Consider the following 17,720-nt stretch of genomic DNA (forward strand, 5'->3'; position numbering starts at 1 on the left):
CATGGACCTGCAACTCAACGACAAGGTGACGCTCATTACCGGCCCGGCGAAGGGAATGGGCGCGGCGATCACGCTGGCCTTCGCCCGCGAAGGCGCGAAGCTGGTGCTGGCCGGCCGAGACATCGACGCGATCGAGCCGGTAGCTGCAGAAGCACGCGCTTTCGGTGCTGCCGTGATCGTGGTGCCGTGCGACCTGACCGTTGCTGCGCAGACCGAGGCACTCGCGGCTAAGGCGCTCGAAGCCTTCGGCCGCATCGACGTGCTGGTGAATGTGGCCGGCGGCTCCGGCCCGATCGGCAAGACCGGCTGGGAAACCACGGCTGAGGAGTTCAATGAAATCGTGCAGCTCAACATGACCGGCTGCTTCAACACCATCCACGCCGTGCTGCCTTCGATGATCGAGCGGCGCAGCGGCAAGGTCGTGAATGTGGGCGGCACCTTCGGCCTGCGTGGCCGTGCCGGGCGCCTGGCGTACTCGGCTTCGAAATGGGGCCTGCGCGGCATCACCAAGAGCTTCGCGCTCGAGGCCGGCCCCTACAACATCAACGTCAACAACGTCGCACCGGGCATGGTCGACGGTCCGCGCTTCCGCGAGAAGGTCTGCGCCGACATGGCCGAAAAGCTCGGCATCACGCTGGAAGAAGCGATGACGCGCCATGCCGCCGACTATGCGCTCAAGCGTGTCTCAACCGACACCGACATCGCCAACGCCTGCCTGTTCATGGCGAGCGAAGTCTCCAGACAGATCACCGGCGTCGATCTCCCGGTCGACGGCGGCTGGGCAGCGCTCTGAGCGCAAGAAAACTCAACAAGGAAACCTCATGACCAAAGAAGTCGACCTCGTCATCCGCGGCGCCCACGTGGTGTCGCCCGACCGCATCGTCCAGGCCTCGGTGGCAATTTTCGGGGAGCACATCGTCGTCGTCGGCCACGACGACACGATGCCACCCGCGCGCGAGGAGATGAATGCCGACGGCTTGTACCTGTTGCCCGGCGCGATCGACAGCCACGTGCATTTCCGCGATCCCGGCTATCCGAACAAGGAAACGTGGAAGACCGGGTCCGCCGCCGCCGCGCTCGGCGGCGTCACCACCGTGTTCGAGATGCCGAACACCAACCCGCCGACCGGTACCGTCGAGGCACTGAAGATCAAGCTGAAGGCGGCCGAGTCGTCTTATTGCGACTTCGGCATCCACGGTTTGCTCGGCGACGAAAGCATCGACAAGCTCGAAGAGCTGCTCGAAGCCGGCGTCACCAGCTTCAAGGCCTTCGTCGGCAACACCTTCGGCAATCTGCCGGCACCGACGGACGGTGCGCTGCTCGAAGGCTTCGAGATCCTGGCGCCGCTCGGCATCCGCACGGTGGTGCATGCGGAGAACTCGTCGATCCTGTTCCGTCGCCAGAAGCACCTGCAGAACGCCGGCCGCATCGATGCGATGGCGCACCTTGCCGCACGTCCGGCGGTGGCCGAGATAGAGGCCATCAACCGCGTGCTCACGCTGGCCGAATGGACCGGCGCGCGCGTCCACATCGCACATCACAGCGCCGCCGATTCGCTCTACCTGCTGCGCGAATTCAAGCGCCGCGGCGTCGATGTCACGGCCGAAACCTGCCCGCAATACCTGCTGCTCAACACCGACCACATGCTGAAACTCGGTGGCGTGATGCGGGTGAACCCGCCGATTCGCGAAGCGCGCCACAACCAGCCGCTGTGGGACGCGCTGATGGACGGCACCATTGACATGATCGCAACCGATCACGCACCGCACACGCCCGAAGAGAAGACGCGCGAAAGCATCTGGGAATGCGACTGCGGCTTTCCCGGCGTCGAGACGCAGATGCCGCTGATGCTGACCGAAGTGAACCGCGGTCGTGCCTCGCTCATGGACTATGTGAAATGGAGTTCCGTGGCACCGGCGAAGGCTTGGGGCCTGTACGGCACCAAGGGCGTGATCGAGGCCGGTGCGCATGCGGACATCGCGTTCGTCGACATGTCGCGCACCGGTACGCTGTCGCAGAACAAGCTGCAGAGCATCAGCAAGATCTCGCCCTGGAACGGCCGCGCGGTGCAGGGCTATCCGCTGCACACGCTGCTGCGCGGGCGCTTCGTGATGCGCGACGGCAAGCTGGTGAGCGATGCTGTCGGCTGGGGCCGTTCGGTCAAGGGCATCCAGAAGATGCCGATGCCGAAGCCGCGCAATATGGAACATTACGCAAGCGCCATCGTGACGGTACCCGAAGGCATTCCGCGCAACGCCGTGCCACTGGTGGACGCGCTGTGAGCGCGACATCTTCGAAGGTGCAGAAGGTCGATGTCTTCCGCGTGCCGTGCAGCGGGCCGGGCGATCTCTCGGCGGTGCAGGCGCTGATCGACGCGGGGCAGCTAGATCCGAAAACCGTCGTCGCGGTGATGGGCAAGACCGAGGGCAACGGTTGCGTCAACGACCACACGCGCGACTTCGCGGCCACCGCCTGGTGCCACCTTCTCGCGCTGCACCTCGGCTGCACCGCAGCGCAGGTGCATGCGCGGGTCGCGTTGGTGATGTCGGGCGGCACGGAGGGCGTGTTGTCGCCGCACTTCACCGTGTTCACCCGGCAAATGATCAATGCCGCCGATGCCGCCGATGCGGCCGGCGAGAAGCGTTTGGTCATAGGCACGTCGCAGACGCGCGATTTCCTGCCGGAAGAGATGGGCCGCATGGCGCAGGTGGAGGCCACCGCGGAAGCGGTGAAGGCCGCGATGCGCGATGCCGGCATCGACGACGCGGCCGATGTGCATTTCGTGCAGGTCAAGTGCCCGTTGCTCACGTCGTCCAAGGTGCTTGATGCGCAGCGGCGCGGTGTCGCCACCGTCACCACCGAGACCTATGCGTCGATGGGCTGGTCTCGCGGTGCGTCGGCACTCGGTGTCGGGCTTGCGCTCGGCGAGTTCGAGCGCATCGACGACGCGGCCATTCTGAGCGATCACGCGCTGTATTCGGCCCGCGCGTCGGTGTCGGCCGGCATCGAACTCGAAGGCAACGTCGTCATCGTGCTCGGCGAGGCCGTCGGTAGCGTCTCGAACCACCGCATTGCGCACACGGTGATGCAGGACGCGGTGGACGCCGCGAGCGTGCGACGCATGCTGCGCGACGCGTTCGGGCTCGACCCCGAGCGCGATGCCGACGAGATCGCTGCGCGGCTGGTGAACCTGCTGGCCAAGGCCGAGGCCTGCCCGGACGGTCTCGTGCGCGGCGCGCGCCACACCATGCTGAACGACTCCGACATCAATGCCACCCGGCATGCGCGTGCAGCGGTCGGCGGCGTGCTCGCATCGGTTGTCGGCCGCACGTCGCTGTATGTGTCGGGCGGAGCCGAACATCAGGGTCCGCCTGGCGGCGGCCCGGTCGCCGCGATCCTTGCGGTCGCTTCCTGAAGCCACCCGAAAGCACCCATGAGCAATGCCTTCATCCAATTGTCCGACGTGATGCTGCGCTATGGCGCGGGCACCATCGCGCTCGACCACACCACGCTGGGCATCGACGAGGGCGATTTTGTCGCGCTCGTGGGGCCGAGCGGCTGCGGCAAGTCGACCATCCTGAAGCTGGTCGCAGGTCTGCTGCGACCCAGCGCCGGCGTGGTCATCGCGGGTGGACGCGAGGTCGGCGCGGTGGGCACGAAACAGGCTGCAGGCGCGCATGCGTCCGCGTCGCCGCGCCTGCGCATCGGCCTGGCGTTCCAGAACCCGACGATGCTGCCGTGGCTCACGATCCGCGACAACGTGATGATCCCGCTCAAGATCGTCGATCCGTTCCGGCAGGATTTCCGCCGGAAGAAGCATGGCGAATACACCGACCGCGTGGAAGCGCTGCTCGCGCAGGTCGGGCTCAAGGGCTTCGGCGACAAGCGGCCGTGGCAGCTGTCGGGCGGCATGCTGCAGCGCGCATCGCTGTGCCGTGCGCTCATTCACGACCCCGAACTGCTGCTGCTCGATGAACCCTTCGGCGCGCTCGACCAGTTCACGCGCGAGGAGCTGTGGGACATCATGCAGAAGCTCTGGATGGACCGCCGCCCGACAGTGCTGCTGGTGACGCACGATCTGCGCGAATCGGCGTATCTCGCCAACCGCATCTGCGTGATGAGTTCACGGCCCGGCCGCATCCTCGAGACGCGCGACGTCGGCTTCGCACGGCCGCGCACGCTGGAGAGCAGCTATGCACCCGAATTCGCGACGCTGGTGCAGCAACTGCGCATGCGCATCGCCGATGCGCGGCGCGACGGCGACGCAACACCGCCCGCTGTCGTGCCTCGAATCGAAGAGGTGGCCGCATGAATTCGCTTTCCCCGCTATTGCGCCAGCGCCTGCTGTCGGTCGCCGCGTTCGTCGGTTTCTTCCTTGTGTGGGAGGTGGTGTGCCTCGCTTTCGGCATTTCCGACCTCATCCTGCCGCGGCCGAGCCAGATCGCCGCCGTGCTGATCGAGAAGATGCCGCTGCTGTGGCCGCATGCGCTGCAGACGCTCTACACGACCTTCCTCGGCTTCGCTTTCGGCGTGCTGGCGGGGATCGTCATCGGCGTCGGCATCGGCTCGTCGAAGCTCGCCTACGACGTGACCTATCCGCTGCTGGTCGGCTTCTCGAGTATTCCCAAGGTGGCGGTGGTGCCGTTGTTCGTGGTGTGGTTCGGCGCGGGCACGGTGCCGGCGATCCTGACCTCGATGGTGATCAGCATCTTCCCGGTGGTTGTCAACGTCGCGACCGGGCTGGCGAGCACCGAGCCCGAGCTCGAAGACGTGCTGCGGGTGCTCGGCGCCCGCAAGCGCGACATCCTCTGGAACGTCAGCCTCCCGCGCGCCATGCCCTATCTTTTCGCTTCGCTGAAGATCGCGATCACGCTGTCGTTCGTCGGCACGGTGCTGGCCGAGACGGTCGCTTCCAACAAGGGCATCGGCACCGTGATGATGATCGCCAGCGGCAACTTCGACGTACCGATGGTGTTCGCAGGCCTGTTCCTGCTGGCTGCGATGGGCGTCGCGCTGTATGCGCTGTCGTCGCTGGTGGAGCAGCGCGTGACCGGCTGGTCGCAGCGCAAGACCGACATGGCAATGGGTTGACCCACAGATGAAAGCTCCCATGAAACACCTCCGCATATCTCGCCGGGCCGCAGCGCTCGCCGTCGCGGCGCTCGCATCGTCGTTCGTCGCATTGCCTGTCTCCGCGCAGGCCGTCACGCCGATCAGGTTCGTCCTCGACTGGAAGCTCCAGGGCGTCCACGCCTGGTACTACCTGGCGGAAGACAAGGGCTATTTCGCGCAGGAAAAGCTCGCCGTCACCATCGACCAGGGCGACGGCTCGTCGGCCACGGTGACCAAGATCATGGCCGGTGCCTATCAGGCCGGATTTGGCGACGTCAACGCCATCGTCCAGAACGCCGCGGCCAAGCCGGGCGCCGCGCCGGTGATGGTGTACATGCTCTACAACCGCGCGCCGTTCGCGCTGATCGTCAAGGCGGGCAGTCCGATAAAGACATTGAAAGATCTCGAAGGCCGAACGCTCGGCACGCCGGCCGGAGGCGCTGCGGCGCGCATGTTCCCGGTCATGGCTGCGCGTGCGGGCATCGACGCCTCGAAAGTCAGGTGGACCAACGTCGCGCCCAATCTGCAGGAGCAGCTGATGCTCAAGGACCATGTCGACGGCGCGGCGGTGTTCTCGGTCACCAGCTACATGAACCTCGTCGCGCAGGGCCTCGACCCCGACAGGGACATCCGCTGGTTCCACTATGCGGACAACGGCGTCGAACTCTACGGCAACGGCGTGATGGTGTCGCAGCAACTCGCCAAGGACAACCCGCAGGCGGTCGCCGGCCTGGTGCGCGCGATCCACAAGGCGGTGCGCGACACAGTGGCAGACCCCGACGCCGCCATCGCCGCGCTGATGAAGCGCGAACCGCTGCTGAACAAGGATCTGGAGAAACGCCGCCTCATGTACACGCTCAGGACCGTGATGCTGACGCCCGAAGTCGCGGCGAACGGCTTTGGAGACGTCAACGACACCCGCTTCGCACGCTCGTTCCTGCAGCTCAGGGAAGCCTTCGACATGCCGCGCGTACCGACCGCCGCCGACGTGTTCGACCGCCGCTTCCTGCCGCCGCTGGCCGACCGGCGTATCGCGCTGAAATGACGACCGCCGTACCGGACGACACCACCGTCGACTGCGCATGGTTGCTTGCCGACCCTGGCAACGACGCGGCGCGTGCCGATGTTCGCATCCGCATCGGATCCGACGGGCGCATTGCCACAGTCGATGCGCTCGGCCATTCCGTGCCCGGTCGCCGCATGCTCGCGATGCCGGCACTGGCCAATGCGCACGACCATGCGCGTACCTTCCGCAGCGCTACGCTCGGCGCTTTCGGCCAGCCGCTGGAAAGCTGGCTGCCATTCCTCGGCGTCGTGCCCGGCATGGACCCGTATCTCTGCGCCGCCACGTCGTTCGCCCGTTCGGTACGGCACGGCGTCACGCACCTGATGGTCCACTACACGCGCGTGCAGGGAGGCATGCCCTATGTCGACGAAGTGCGCGCCGTGGCGAATGCGGCGCGCGACGTCGGTGTGCGCATCGGCTTCGCGGTTTCGATGCGCGACCGCAACGGCATCGGCTACGCGGACGACGCGACGATGCTCGCCGCGCTGCGGCCCGGCCTGCGCGATGCGGTGGCGAAGCGGTTGTCGGCCAGATCCGTTTCACCGGCGCAGCAATTGGCGCTGGTCGACGAAGTCGCCGCAATGGTCGCGGACGAAGGTCACGCAGACCGCGTCACGGTGCAGTACGGACCGACGGCCGTGCAGTGGTGCAGCACGCCGCTGCTTGGCGCCATCGCGCGTGCATCGGCGGACACCCGCCGACCGGTCCACATGCACCTGCTGGAGACGAAGTACCAGCGCGAATGGGCCGATGCGACGCATCCCGAAGGCATCGTGCGGTTCCTCGACGGCATCGGCCTGCTGAGCCCGCGCCTGACGCTCGCGCACTGCACCTGGGCGCGTCCGGACGAGCTGGCGCTGCTTGCCGAACGCGGCGTGACGCTGGCGGTCAACACCAGTTCCAACCTGGGACTCAAGTCGGGCGTCGCGCCGCTGCCGGAAATGCTCAGGCGAGGTTGCCGCGTCGCGATGGGGCTCGACGGCATGGCTTTCGACGAAGACGACGATGCGCTGCGCGAGATGCGCCTGGCCTTTGCGCTGCACCGCGGCTGGGGCTTCGACACGACCATGACGAAGCGGCAGCTCTGGGCTTTTGGCGCCGGTCACGGACCGCGCAGCGTCGCGGGCGCCGAGGCGCGTGCGCACGGTCGTATCGCGCCGGGCGAGCCGGCCGATCTGGTGCTGCTCGACTGGGATGCGCTCGATGACGACGCCCTGTTCGCCGATACCGATCCGCTGCAGCTTCTGCTCGCCCGCGCCAATGGCACGTACATTGCTCGCGTGATCGCCGGCGGCCGCACGGTGGTCGACGGAGGTCGCGTGCTCGGCATCGACGAGCCGGCGTTGCGGGCCGAGCTGCTGGCGAGAACGCGCAGCGCTCTGGCCGCGGACCCGGGACACGCGGCCTGGCGCCAAGACGTCAAGGCGATGGCCGACGATCTTGCGCCGTTCTATCGCGACGGCCGCTTCGGGGGCTGCTGCGACTGACCATCTTTTGTTCCAGACACTGAATCACATCGACATGACCCGACTCAAGATCACCGCCGGCGGTTTCGACTTCATCGCCGAAACGCATCCCGATGCGCCACTCACCGTGGCTGCCTTCCTCTCGCTGTTGCCCTACCGGCAGAAGCTCATCCACGTGCGCTGGAGCGGCGAAGGCTGCTGGGTGCCGCTGGGCGAGTTCAGGCTGGAGAACGACGGCGTCCCGGTCGGCTTCGAGAACCACACCAGCCACCCGTCGGTCGGCGACATCCTGTTCTACCCGGGCGGCTACAGCGAGACCGAGCTCATCATGGCCTACGGCGCCTGCAGCTTCGCCAGCAAGCTGGGCCAGCTGGCCGGCAACCACTTTCTGACCATCGTCGAAGGCAAGGAGAACATCCGCAAGCTAGGTACGAAGGTGCTGTGGGAGGGCGCGCAGGACGTGGTGTTCGAGCTGGCCTGAGGCGCCACCGGCGCGGGGCAGGTTGCGCAACTAGAAATACGCGTCGACCGAATTCATTGGTGTCGTCACGACGGTTCCGTGCAGTGGGGCCGGTTCGATCGCTCGCAGCGGACTCACGAAGACCAGGCCGTTCGGTACGTTGACTTCGTAGGGAGCGATGTAGCGCGCTGTCAGTGGCAAGCCGAGCGCCATCCGTTCGCGAACGCGGGGATCGAGGCCGATGACCATCGAATGAAACCCCGACACGCCCTGTCCGTACTGCACCCCAGACGTGGCCAAGTTCGCGGCGGACAAGTTCGAGCCGATCGAGTTGTTCGGATGGAAGACTTCGTCGTCGCTGTAATCGCTGTGATCGGCATGATCGAAAAAGCTGTCGTAGCTGGCAGAGCTCCCGGAGCTGCCAAAGCCGCGCTGGCCATGGAACATTCCATAGCTTCCGGAACTGCCTGAATTGCCTGAACCCCCAAAGCTCCTGGAGCTGGAGCTGGCTTTGCCTGACGCGTAACTTGCGTCTCGCGCTCGCTGTGTCGGGGATGGTGCAGCGGCGGGCGCCGATTCGGTCCTGCTGAAAGAAGGCGTTTTGTCGACCAAACGCTCTGTGTTTCCGTGCCTGACTGGTCGAGGGCCGGGAGAGACGAGATTCGATCTGGCGATGCGTTTGTCACTCATGACTTTGGCCATATGAAGGTTGCAAGTTGCAAAACCGCGATGTTCGACCGCCGGCTCGGTCGCGCCGATAGGAGGTCTCTGAATCGACTATCGAGACTCGCCATTGGAGGAGCGTTGTGATTCGCCTAAAATCGCGCCTCCCGAGGAGCGTTGCAGCGGCCGGCCCAGCGCCCGCCGTAAGGCTCGGGTTTCGAGCCGGTTCCTGCCGGTTCCCCCGCAACGACGCTCACCTGACCCTCCGCGAATCCAGGTGAGCCCATGTCGTCCTCCGCCGAATCCTTTGAAGCCAATTCCGTAGCTGCCGTACCTTTGGCTGCGCATGTCCCGTCGATGAAGTTGTCCGGTCTCGAACCGGTCCAGATCGGCGAGGGCACGCTGTTCGTCAACATCGGCGAGCGCACCAACGTCACCGGCTCCAAGGCCTTCGCGCGGATGATCCTGAATGGCCAGTTCGAGGAAGCACTGGCCGTCGCCCGCCAGCAGGTCGAGAACGGCGCGCAGGTGATCGACATCAACATGGACGAGGCCATGCTCGACAGCAAGGCCGCGATGGTCCGCTTCCTGAACCTGATCGCATCGGAGCCCGACATCGCGCGGGTGCCGATCATGGTCGACAGCTCGAAGTGGGAGGTCATCGAAGCCGGCCTGCGCTGCATCCAGGGCAAGGGCATCGTCAACTCGATCAGCATGAAGGAAGGCGAAGACCAGTTCCGCCATCAGGCCAAGCTGCTGCGCCGCTATGGCGCCGCCGCCGTGGTGATGGCTTTCGACGAAAAGGGCCAGGCCGATACGTACGAGCGCAAGGTCGAGATCTGCCAGCGCGCCTACCGCATCCTGGTCGACGAGATCGGTTTTCCGGCCGAGGACATCATCTTCGACCCGAACATCTTCGCGGTCGCCACCGGCATCGAGGAACACAACAACTACGCGGTCGACTTCATCGAGGCGACGCGCTGGATAAAGCAGAACCTGCCCGGTGCCAAGGTGTCGGGCGGCGTGTCGAACGTGAGTTTCAGCTTTCGCGGCAACGACCCGGTGCGTGAAGCGATCCACACCGTGTTCCTGTATCACGCGATCAAGGCTGGCATGGACATGGGCATCGTCAACGCCGGCATGGTCGGCGTGTACGACGACCTGGAGCCGGTGCTGCGCGAGCGCGTCGAGGACGTGGTGCTCAACCGCCGGCCCGACGCGGGCGAGCGCCTGGTCGAGGTCGCCGAAACAGCCAAGAGCGGCGCCAAGGACGAGAGCAAGCGCAACGACTGGCGCGGCACGCCCGAGGCGCCAGTGACGGTCGGCGCCCGCCTGAGCCATGCGCTGGTGCATGGCATCACCGAGTTCATCGTCGACGACACCGAAGAGGCCTACCAGGGCATCCTGGCCAGGGGCGGCCGCCCGCTGCACGTCATCGAAGGTCCGCTGATGGACGGCATGAACGTGGTCGGCGACCTGTTCGGCGCCGGCAAGATGTTTTTGCCGCAGGTGGTGAAGTCGGCCCGCGTGATGAAGCAGGCCGTGGCGCATCTGCTGCCCTACATCGAGGAAGAGAAGCTGCGCGACGAGGCCGCCGGGCGAGACGTGCGCACCAAGGGCAAGATCATCATCGCCACCGTGAAGGGCGACGTGCACGACATCGGCAAGAACATCGTCACCGTCGTGCTCCAGTGCAACAACTTCGAGGTCGTGAACATGGGCGTGATGGTTCCGTGCCACGAGATTTTGGCGCGCGCCAAGGTCGAGGGCGCGGACATCGTCGGCCTCAGTGGTCTCATCACGCCGAGCCTGGAAGAGATGCAGTACGTGGCCGGCGAGATGCAGCGCGACGACCATTTCCGCATCCGAAAGATCCCGCTGATGATCGGCGGCGCCACCACCAGCCGCGTGCACACGGCGGTCAAGATCGCGCCGCACTACGAAGGCCCGGTCGTGTACGTGCCCGATGCATCGCGCAGCGTGAGCGTGGCGCAGTCGCTGCTGTCGGACCAGGCGGCCAAGTACATCGACGAGCTCAACGCCGACTACGACAAGGTGCGTCACCAGCACGCGAACAAGAAACAGGTGACGCTGTGGCCGCTGGCCAAGGCGCGCGCCAACAGGACGCCGGTGGATTGGTCGACCTACACGCCGACGGTGCCGAAGTTCATCGGCCGGCGCGTGTTCAGGAACTTCGATTTGACCGAGCTGGCGAAGTACATCGACTGGGGTCCTTTCTTCCAGACCTGGGACCTTGCCGGGCCGTTTCCCGCGATCTTGAAAGACGAGGTCGTCGGCACCGAAGCGGTGCGTGTCTATGCGGACGCCAAACGCATGCTGCAGCGCCTGATCGAAGGCCGTTGGCTGAGTGCGAGCGGCATCGTCGGTTTCTGGCCGGCGAACACGGTCAACGACGACGACATCGAGATCTACACCGACGAGACGCGAACCGAAGTCGCGATGACCTGGTACGGCATGCGCCAGCAGACCGAGAAGCAGGCGATCGACGGCGTCATGCGACCGAGCCGCTGCCTGTCGGATTTCATCGCGCCGAAGGCGAGCGGCATCAAGGACTACATCGGCATGTTCGCCGTCACGGCCGGGCTCGGCGTGGAGAAGCGCGAGAAGTTCTTCATCGACGACCTGGACGACTACTCGGCCATCATGTTCAAGGCGCTGGCCGACCGGCTGGCCGAGGCTTTTGCCGAATCGCTTCATCACCGCGCGCGAACCGACCTCTGGGGCTACGCCGCCGACGAGGCGCTCGACATGGACCAGATGATCGGCGAGAAATACCGCGGCATCCGCCCGGCGCCCGGTTATCCGGCCTGTCCCGATCACAGCGTGAAGCGCGAGATGTTCGAGGTCATGCAGTGTGCCGACATCGGCATGACGCTGACCGAGAGCCTGGCGATGACGCCAGCCGCCAGCGTGAGCGGTTTCTATTTGGCGCACCCGGATTCGACCTACTTCAGCGTCGGCAAGATCGGGCACGACCAGCTGGTCGACCAGTCGGCTCGGCGTTGCACGCCCGAAAGCGAGCTGGAACGCCTGCTGGCGCCCAATCTGTAGGGTATCCGGCGGTAGTAGGTAGTTTCCCTGACACATGTGGAAACCGGAACATCGCACCTGCTGACGACGAAAGCATTCACTTTGATGCAAAGTGCGGCGATATGTCCAGAGTCAACGCCACCACCGCCATCTGTCCGGAGTGCGGTACAGCCAACCCCGAAAGTGCCAGGTTCTGCACTAATTGCGCAGCCCGGCTGGGTGCCGAGCCGTCCATCGTCGCACCACGCCTGAGCGCGCCATCGCGGCTCGCCGCTTCGGGTGCGATTCCCTCGCGACCCGCACCGCTGCCTGCCGCTCATGCCAACACGGCTGCCTTCTGGGTCAAGCTGGGCATTGGCGGCCTCATCTTGCTGATCGGTTTCATCGGTTGGAGCGTCTATGTGCTGACGGACGTGAAGGTGGTGACGCAGCTGCCGACCGGGCAGGGCGGCGATCCGGCTGCGGCCGCAGCAGCTTCTGCTTCTGTCTCTGCTCCGGCCGAAACGTCTCTGCGTCCGCTCACGCCGTCAACCCAGGCAACAGGCGCAACCGGCGCAACGGGTACGACCGGCACGACCGGTACAACTGCGCTCCCAGCAATTCCCGCGCAGCCTGCGGCGGTGCCGGCCTCTGCCCAGACGACTGCGGTCCCGACGAATCCTGAACAACGGTCCAGAGACGACGACGACCTGCAACGGCGCATCGAAGCGCTCGAGAAGCAGCTGGCCGGACAGCGTTCGCGCGCCGCGAACCGCGCCTCTGCCGCCCGCGCTGCGGAGGAGCCGGCTGCCGGGTCGTCGGCGGCGACAGCCACCGGCGGCTGGGTTGCGCCATCGCGCGCACCCGCGATGACGTCGTCGCCTGGCTACCGGGATTCCGGCCCGCCCGTCGTGCGCGGCCCGGAGCCGACCGTGCCCATGGAAGTCGTCCGACCGACGCCATCGGTCGCGACACCGGCGCCCGACCTCGGGCCGCCGGTCGTGGAAGGTCCGGGGCCGCGATACGACTTCTCCAGGCAGGGCGGCGCGAATCGTTGAGCAGAGATGAGCCGATCTGATGCACCACCACCGCTGCGCACGCCCGACGGGCGCTACATCGTCGTCAGGGGCCGCTTGTGGCGGACGGCAAACCCGTCGTTGCCGCCCGACGAGGCACAACGGTTGGTCGATTCCCTGATGGACGCGCGCCGGGAGGTCGGCGCAGCCGGCCGAAGAGGAGATGCAGTTGCAGTGCGGCATGCACGCGATCGGGTCGATGCGGCGAAGCACGCGTTGGGCGAGCGCGGAGCGGTCTGGTGGACGGACGGCGCTCCCGACCTTAACCGCCACATGGCACGCTCCACGCCCTACGCGAGCTGGTATGCGAAGACGTCGGCCGGTGAGGAAGCGGCTTAGCTGCGAGCCGTCGTTGCCACCGGCACTTCCGTCGCCGGCGGTGTATTTCTGCTGCGCCCGCAGCGCACCAGCCCGTCGATCATCACCATCCCGACGCCCGGAATATCTCCCAGCGCCACGCTCTCCAGCAGTCCTGCGGCAGGCGAATGCTGCGCGCGGTCCATGAAGACGAAGTCGGCATCGCGACCGACTTCGATCAGCCCGCAGTTCAGTTCGCGGATGCGTGCCGTATTGCCGGTCGCGAAGCAGAAAACCTGTTCCGGCGGGATGTTCGCGAAGGCCGATATGAAGGCCACCATCCGCAGGATGCCGAGCGGCTGCACGCCGGAGCCGGCAGGACCATCGGTGCCGAGGATCACGCGGTGCGGACACTTGAGTTCGATCGCGGCGCGGGCCGCGGCGATGGCGGTCTTCTCGTTGCCGTTGTGGACGATCTCGATCGCGCGGGTCGATCTCTCGCACAGCTCGCAGACATGCGCTTCGGGCAGTGAGGTGTGGCCGCCGTTGATGTGGCCGATGATGTCGGCGTCGGCTTCGAGCACCACGTCCTTGTCGATCAGGCCAGATCCGGGGATCGACGGACCGCCGGTATGGATGGTGCTCTGGATGCCGTACTTTCGCGCCCAGGCCACCATTTCCTTGGCTTCGTAGCCGGCCTTGACCGAGCCCAGGCCGACCTCGCCCAGCAGGCTCACGCCGGCTTCGGCCAGTTCCCTGAAATCGCTCTCGACCATGCCCTTTTCGATCACCGGCGCGCCGGCCAGCACCTTGACGCCGCTGGGGCGGAAGTTGTCGTAGGCGCGTTGCGCGGTGATGGCCAGCGCCTTCAGGCCGACGATGTCCTTGGGCCGGCCGGGCAGGTGCACTTCACCGGCCGAGATCATGGTCGTGACGCCGCCGTTCATCGTCGAGTCGATCCAGCCGAGCTGGCTCTGGCGCGGCGTCCAGTCGCCGAAGACCGGGTGGACGTGGCTGTCGATCAGGCCGGGAGCGACGCAGGTCTGCCGGCAATCGATGACTGTCTTCGCACCCTCGGTGTCGCAGTCCTTGTAGCGCCCGACGGCCGTGATGAGGCCGTCGTGCACGACGATGGTGTCGGCGTCCAGGATCGGCTTGTCGATGTCGCCCGAGAGCAGCAGGCCTATGTTCCGGATGACGACCTTGCCCGACTTTTCGCCGGCTGCGATTTCTGCCATTTGATGTCCTCGTGGGGTGTGGATTCTTGTGCAGCTTCGTCGGCGCGAACGGTGCGCAGGACCGTCTCGATCACGAAATCCTGCCAGTGCGCGACGGCCTCCGGCGACTCCAGCGGCTCGCCGAGAAAGGCGGTCAGCGTGTGGCGGTTGGCGGTGTAGAAGTAACCGGTTGCCGCGATCAGCAGATAGACATCGCGCGCGATCAGCGTTTCGCGGAACAGGCCCTGTCGCGCGCCGCCTTGCAGGATATCCGCGATGATCGTCACAGCCCGCGACGAGTATTCGCGCGCCCGCAGCGACTTGGAAATATGCCGGCCCTTGTGCAGGTTCTCGGTGTTGAGCAGCGTCACGAATTCCGGGTTCTTCCGGTAGTACCCGAGCACGAACCGGATCACCGCCGTCAGCGCTTCGACCGGCTTCGCGGTGTCGATGGCGAGCGCGGCTTCGGCGTCGTCCATGCGCTGGTAGATGCCTTCGAGCACCGCGATGAACAGGCCTTCCTTGCTGCCGAAGTAGTAATAGATCATCCGGTCGACCGACTTCGCGGCCTGCGAGATCTTCTCGACGCTGCCGCCGTCGTACCCGTACTTCGCGAACACCTTGGTCGCCGCCTTCAGGATCGCGTCGCGCGTCGCCTGCGCAGCCGCCTCGCGCACGCCGGTTTTGCGCTGGGGCTTGGCGGCGGTGCGGCTTGCCACGATCAGATGCGGGTTATTTTTCGGCGAAGGCGCGTTCGACCACGAAGTCGCCGGGCGTCGAGGTATTGCCTTCCTTGAATCCCTTGCCTTCGAGCATGTGCTTCAGGTCGACCAGCATGCCGGGGCTGCCGCAGAGCATCACGCGGTCTTCGGCGGCGTTGATCGGCGGCAGGCCGAGGTCGTCGGTGAGCTTGTTGCTCTCGACCAGTTCGGTGATGCGGCCCATGTTGCGGAAATCTTCGCGCGTCACGGTCGGGTAGTAGAGCAACTGATTGGCGATCATCTCGCCCAGGATCTCGTGCTTGGGCAGGTGGTCGGTGACCAGGTCGTGATAGGCCAGTTCATCGATCTGGCGCACGCCGTGCACCAGGATGACCTTTTCGAACTTCTCGTACGTCTCCGGGTCGCGGATGATGCTCATGAACGGTGCGAGGCCGGTGCCGGTGCCGAACAGATACAGGCGCTTGCCGGGCAGCGTGTAGTCGATGAGCAGCGTGCCGGTGGGCTTGCGACCCACGATGATGCTGTCGCCGACCTGGATGTGCTGAAGCTTGGACGTCAGCGGGCCGTCGTCGACCTTGATGCTCAGGAATTCGAGGTATTCCTCGTAGTTGGCGCTGGCGATCGAATACGCGCGCAGCAGCGGCTTGTCGTTGACCTTCAGGCCGATCATCGTGAAGTGGCCGTTGGAGAAGCGAAGCGACGGATCGCGCGTGGTGGTGAAGGTGAACAGGCGGTCGGTCCAGTGGTGGACGGAAAGGACACGCTCTTCGTTGAATGCACTCATGGATGACTCGCGAAAAAATGACGGATGCGAGATTGTCCCGCACCCTGCGGTGCGTGGCATGACGCTGGGAAAACACCCATGCAAGCATCGGGCCGGATCGCTAGAGTGGATCGGTCGAATGTAGCGGGCACCACATGAACATGGAGCGGATGCTACACAAATGACAATTTGCGCACAAGCGTCGCGCTGGCATGTTCGTTGCACGTGCCTCGTGTGCCGCAAGGCGCGACAGCAACAAGAGCCACGATGACCGAACACACCAAAACCGACGGATTGCCCGTCATGGACATGCCGCCGCCGCGCAACGATCGCATGGGTGCCGCGAAAGTGGAGTGCAACGCCTGTCCGGTCCTGTGCCAGATCTCCGACGGCCGTACCGGCGCCTGCGACCGCTATGCCAACCGCGCGGGCGTTCTGGTGCGCGTCGATCCGGTCGTGCTGCTGCGCCGCGAACTCGCCGCCGATGCCCCTTCGCTGGTGCCTTTCCTGCGTGACGGCCTGGATGCGAAGCCCGGCGACGCACCGGCCTGGAGCGGCGACCTGCTGCATGCCGACGAAGTCTTCGTCACCGGCGTCGGCTCCTCGACCACCTACCCCGACTACAAGCCCGCGCCGTTCATCGTCGCCTCGCAGGCAAGAGGCGTCGACATGGTCACGGTGGTGACCGAAGGCATCTTCAGCTACTGCAGCTTCAAGGTGAAGATCGACACCGATCGCTTTCTCGGCGCCGAGCAGGCCAACGTGCGCTATCGCGGCGAAGTCGTCGGCCATGTGACGACGGCCGAATACGGCTCGCAGATGCTGTCGCTCGGCGGCGTGCACCACCTCACCGGCGGCAGCAAGAAGGAGGGCCGCATGACGGTCGAGCTGATGCAGAAGCTCGGCAACAAGCAGCCGGTCGAATGCACCATCGACGGCGGCGCGAGCCTCGTGGTGCAGGCCGGGCGCGCGCCGATCGTCAACGGCGTGGAAGAAAAGCGCATGCGCGTGGGTTGCGGCTCGGCAGCAGTCGGCATCTTCGCGCGGCAGTTCGCGGGCGTGGCGGACGAAGTGGTCGTCGTTGACGATCACATCACCGGCGTGCTGACCGAGCACCAGGCCGGGCGCTGCCTCGACATGCCGCCGTCGGGCATCCGCATGCACGGCCGCAAGTCGACGCCGGGACGCTACTTCCAGGTCGCGAATCCGGGCGACGGCTGGGGCGGCACCGACATCGCAGATCCGCTGTCGATCATCGAAAGCTGGGAAGCCGGCATCGCCCGGCCCGGCCTGCGGCTGCTGATGACATCGACAACCGGCGAGCATGCGCAGTGGTATGTGCTCGACGACGCGCTGCAGCCGGTCGAACAGCCGATGCCCGACGCGGTCCGCAACATCGTCGATCGCATCGGGGAGAACTGCGAACCGTCGCTTTGCAGCGTGCTGTTCCTCGGCGGTGCCGGCGGCAGCCTGCGCGCCGGCGTCACCGAAAACCCGGTGCTGCTCACGCGTGCCATCAAGCGCGCGCTGGTCAACGTGACCTGTGGCGGCGCGCCCGCCTATGTGTGGCCGGGCGGCGGCATCACGGTGATGGCCGACGTCATGCGCATGCCCGACAACAGCTTCGGCACCGTGCCGACACCGGCCATCGTCGCGCCGATCGAGTTCAGCATGCGGCTCGACGACTATGCCGCGCTCGGCGGTCATGTCGCGCATGTGTTCCCGCTGGCGCAGGCACTGGCGCGCGGTGCGTGGCAGGACGACGGCGCACCGCTGGCGCTGCAATGGCAGCAGATCGACGCAGCCAATCCGTGGCCGCTCGGTCAACCGCCGATGCTTGGTTGATCG

17 protein-coding genes and 1 riboswitch are annotated in these 17,720 nt (G+C 65.8%); of the genes, 13 read left to right on the forward strand and 4 right to left on the reverse strand.

Features of this window, described 5'->3' with window-relative positions; all coding sequences use genetic code 11:
- Position 1: 1 nt before the first annotated feature.
- Genes ACSFA3_RS17620 through ACSFA3_RS17655 form a run of 8 tightly spaced genes read left to right on the forward strand, consistent with a single transcriptional unit; the run spans position 2 to position 8,125 of the window.
- The gene (locus tag ACSFA3_RS17620; RefSeq protein ID WP_435506774.1) at positions 2 to 793 is read left to right on the forward strand and encodes an SDR family NAD(P)-dependent oxidoreductase; all 792 of its coding nucleotides are present in this window, start codon (positions 2 to 4) and stop codon (positions 791 to 793) included.
- A 28-nt stretch (positions 794 to 821) separates the two neighbouring features.
- A complete protein-coding gene (locus ACSFA3_RS17625) occupies positions 822 to 2,282 on the forward strand; it encodes a dihydroorotase (RefSeq protein ID WP_435506775.1) in 1,461 nt (486 codons plus the stop codon).
- On the forward strand, positions 2,279 to 3,415 hold the full coding sequence (atzD, locus tag ACSFA3_RS17630; RefSeq protein ID WP_435506776.1) for a cyanuric acid amidohydrolase: 1,137 nt from the start codon (positions 2,279 to 2,281) through the stop codon (positions 3,413 to 3,415). The genes ACSFA3_RS17625 and atzD overlap by 4 nt, the downstream gene beginning before the upstream one ends.
- Positions 3,416 to 3,433: 18 nt before the next feature.
- A complete protein-coding gene (locus tag ACSFA3_RS17635) occupies positions 3,434 to 4,312 on the forward strand; it encodes an ABC transporter ATP-binding protein (protein WP_435506777.1) in 879 nt (292 codons plus the stop codon).
- On the forward strand, positions 4,309 to 5,091 hold the full coding sequence (locus ACSFA3_RS17640) for an ABC transporter permease (RefSeq protein WP_435506778.1): 783 nt from the start codon (positions 4,309 to 4,311) through the stop codon (positions 5,089 to 5,091). The genes ACSFA3_RS17635 and ACSFA3_RS17640 overlap by 4 nt, the downstream gene beginning before the upstream one ends.
- 19 nt (positions 5,092 to 5,110) lie before the next feature.
- Complete coding sequence (locus tag ACSFA3_RS17645) at positions 5,111 to 6,157, forward strand: ABC transporter substrate-binding protein (RefSeq protein WP_435506779.1); 1,047 nt, start codon at positions 5,111 to 5,113, stop codon at positions 6,155 to 6,157.
- Complete coding sequence (locus ACSFA3_RS17650; RefSeq protein ID WP_435506780.1) at positions 6,154 to 7,665, forward strand: amidohydrolase family protein; 1,512 nt, start codon at positions 6,154 to 6,156, stop codon at positions 7,663 to 7,665. Before ACSFA3_RS17645 ends, ACSFA3_RS17650 begins: the two co-directional genes overlap by 4 nt.
- A gap of 34 nt (positions 7,666 to 7,699) precedes the next feature.
- The gene (locus ACSFA3_RS17655; protein ID WP_435506781.1) at positions 7,700 to 8,125 is read left to right on the forward strand and encodes a DUF3830 family protein; all 426 of its coding nucleotides are present in this window, start codon (positions 7,700 to 7,702) and stop codon (positions 8,123 to 8,125) included.
- Positions 8,126 to 8,155: 30 nt separating this feature from the next.
- On the opposite strand, the gene ACSFA3_RS17660 is transcribed toward ACSFA3_RS17655, so the two are convergent.
- Positions 8,156 to 8,404 (reverse strand): hypothetical protein, encoded by a 249-nt coding sequence (locus ACSFA3_RS17660; RefSeq protein ID WP_435506782.1) that lies wholly within the window; start codon positions 8,402 to 8,404, stop codon positions 8,156 to 8,158.
- Between the two features lie 39 nt (positions 8,405 to 8,443).
- On the opposite strand from ACSFA3_RS17660, the gene ACSFA3_RS17665 reads away from it, so the two are divergent.
- The 4 genes from ACSFA3_RS17665 to ACSFA3_RS17680 all read left to right on the forward strand — a co-directional run bounded on the left by ACSFA3_RS17665 (position 8,444) and on the right by ACSFA3_RS17680 (position 13,212).
- The gene (locus ACSFA3_RS17665) at positions 8,444 to 8,575 is read left to right on the forward strand and encodes a hypothetical protein (RefSeq protein WP_435506783.1); all 132 of its coding nucleotides are present in this window, start codon (positions 8,444 to 8,446) and stop codon (positions 8,573 to 8,575) included.
- 355 nt (positions 8,576 to 8,930) lie between these two features.
- Positions 8,931 to 9,029: riboswitch (S-adenosyl-L-homocysteine riboswitch) on the forward strand.
- Positions 9,030 to 9,052: 23 nt separating this feature from the next.
- Positions 9,053 to 11,839, forward strand: coding sequence for a methionine synthase (gene metH / locus ACSFA3_RS17670; RefSeq protein WP_435506784.1), 2,787 nt, complete (start codon positions 9,053 to 9,055; stop codon positions 11,837 to 11,839).
- A gap of 101 nt (positions 11,840 to 11,940) precedes the next feature.
- Positions 11,941 to 12,855 (forward strand): zinc ribbon domain-containing protein, encoded by a 915-nt coding sequence (locus ACSFA3_RS17675; protein ID WP_435506785.1) that lies wholly within the window; start codon positions 11,941 to 11,943, stop codon positions 12,853 to 12,855.
- A 6-nt stretch (positions 12,856 to 12,861) separates the two neighbouring features.
- On the forward strand, positions 12,862 to 13,212 hold the full coding sequence (locus tag ACSFA3_RS17680) for a hypothetical protein (RefSeq protein WP_435506786.1): 351 nt from the start codon (positions 12,862 to 12,864) through the stop codon (positions 13,210 to 13,212).
- Here ACSFA3_RS17680 and ACSFA3_RS17685 read toward each other — a convergent pair.
- The 3 genes from ACSFA3_RS17685 to ACSFA3_RS17695 are packed head-to-tail and all read right to left on the reverse strand — an operon-like array spanning position 13,209 to position 15,893.
- Positions 13,209 to 14,408 (reverse strand): amidohydrolase family protein, encoded by a 1,200-nt coding sequence (locus tag ACSFA3_RS17685; protein WP_435506787.1) that lies wholly within the window; start codon positions 14,406 to 14,408, stop codon positions 13,209 to 13,211. The two genes, ACSFA3_RS17680 and ACSFA3_RS17685, sit on opposite strands and share 4 nt — an antisense overlap.
- Positions 14,354 to 15,109, reverse strand: a complete 756-nt coding sequence (locus ACSFA3_RS17690; RefSeq protein WP_435506931.1) for a TetR/AcrR family transcriptional regulator — start codon at positions 15,107 to 15,109, stop codon at positions 14,354 to 14,356. The genes ACSFA3_RS17685 and ACSFA3_RS17690 overlap by 55 nt, the downstream gene beginning before the upstream one ends.
- Before the next feature lie 10 nt (positions 15,110 to 15,119).
- A complete protein-coding gene (locus tag ACSFA3_RS17695) occupies positions 15,120 to 15,893 on the reverse strand; it encodes a ferredoxin--NADP reductase (RefSeq protein ID WP_435506788.1) in 774 nt (257 codons plus the stop codon).
- A 246-nt stretch (positions 15,894 to 16,139) separates the two neighbouring features.
- Between ACSFA3_RS17695 and ACSFA3_RS17700 the strand changes: the two genes are divergently transcribed.
- The gene (locus tag ACSFA3_RS17700; RefSeq protein WP_435506789.1) at positions 16,140 to 17,717 is read left to right on the forward strand and encodes a 6-hydroxynicotinate reductase; all 1,578 of its coding nucleotides are present in this window, start codon (positions 16,140 to 16,142) and stop codon (positions 17,715 to 17,717) included.
- Positions 17,718 to 17,720 lie beyond the last annotated feature (3 nt).

It is taken from the genome of Variovorax glucosi (assembly GCF_051216695.1).
GTDB lineage: Bacteria > Pseudomonadota > Gammaproteobacteria > Burkholderiales > Burkholderiaceae_C > Variovorax.

What these genes read in the sequence shown, in the direction of transcription:
- ACSFA3_RS17620 (WP_435506774.1), top strand. Translation starts at nt 2, where the DNA reads ATGGACCTGCAACTCAACGACAAGGTGACGCTCATTACCGGCCCGGCG.
- ACSFA3_RS17625 (WP_435506775.1), top strand. Translation starts at nt 822, where the DNA reads ATGACCAAAGAAGTCGACCTCGTCATCCGCGGCGCCCACGTGGTGTCG.
- ACSFA3_RS17635 (WP_435506777.1), top strand. Translation starts at nt 3,434, where the DNA reads ATGAGCAATGCCTTCATCCAATTGTCCGACGTGATGCTGCGCTATGGC.
- ACSFA3_RS17640 (WP_435506778.1), top strand. Translation starts at nt 4,309, where the DNA reads ATGAATTCGCTTTCCCCGCTATTGCGCCAGCGCCTGCTGTCGGTCGCC.
- ACSFA3_RS17645 (WP_435506779.1), top strand. Translation starts at nt 5,111, where the DNA reads ATGAAACACCTCCGCATATCTCGCCGGGCCGCAGCGCTCGCCGTCGCG.
- ACSFA3_RS17650 (WP_435506780.1), top strand. Translation starts at nt 6,154, where the DNA reads ATGACGACCGCCGTACCGGACGACACCACCGTCGACTGCGCATGGTTG.
- ACSFA3_RS17655 (WP_435506781.1), top strand. Translation starts at nt 7,700, where the DNA reads ATGACCCGACTCAAGATCACCGCCGGCGGTTTCGACTTCATCGCCGAA.
- ACSFA3_RS17665 (WP_435506783.1), top strand. Translation starts at nt 8,444, where the DNA reads ATGGAAGACTTCGTCGTCGCTGTAATCGCTGTGATCGGCATGATCGAA.
- metH (WP_435506784.1), top strand. Translation starts at nt 9,053, where the DNA reads ATGTCGTCCTCCGCCGAATCCTTTGAAGCCAATTCCGTAGCTGCCGTA.
- ACSFA3_RS17675 (WP_435506785.1), top strand. Translation starts at nt 11,941, where the DNA reads ATGTCCAGAGTCAACGCCACCACCGCCATCTGTCCGGAGTGCGGTACA.
- ACSFA3_RS17680 (WP_435506786.1), top strand. Translation starts at nt 12,862, where the DNA reads ATGAGCCGATCTGATGCACCACCACCGCTGCGCACGCCCGACGGGCGC.
- ACSFA3_RS17685 (WP_435506787.1), bottom strand. Translation starts at nt 14,408, where the DNA reads ATGGCAGAAATCGCAGCCGGCGAAAAGTCGGGCAAGGTCGTCATCCGG.
- ACSFA3_RS17695 (WP_435506788.1), bottom strand. Translation starts at nt 15,893, where the DNA reads ATGAGTGCATTCAACGAAGAGCGTGTCCTTTCCGTCCACCACTGGACC.
- ACSFA3_RS17700 (WP_435506789.1), top strand. Translation starts at nt 16,140, where the DNA reads ATGACCGAACACACCAAAACCGACGGATTGCCCGTCATGGACATGCCG.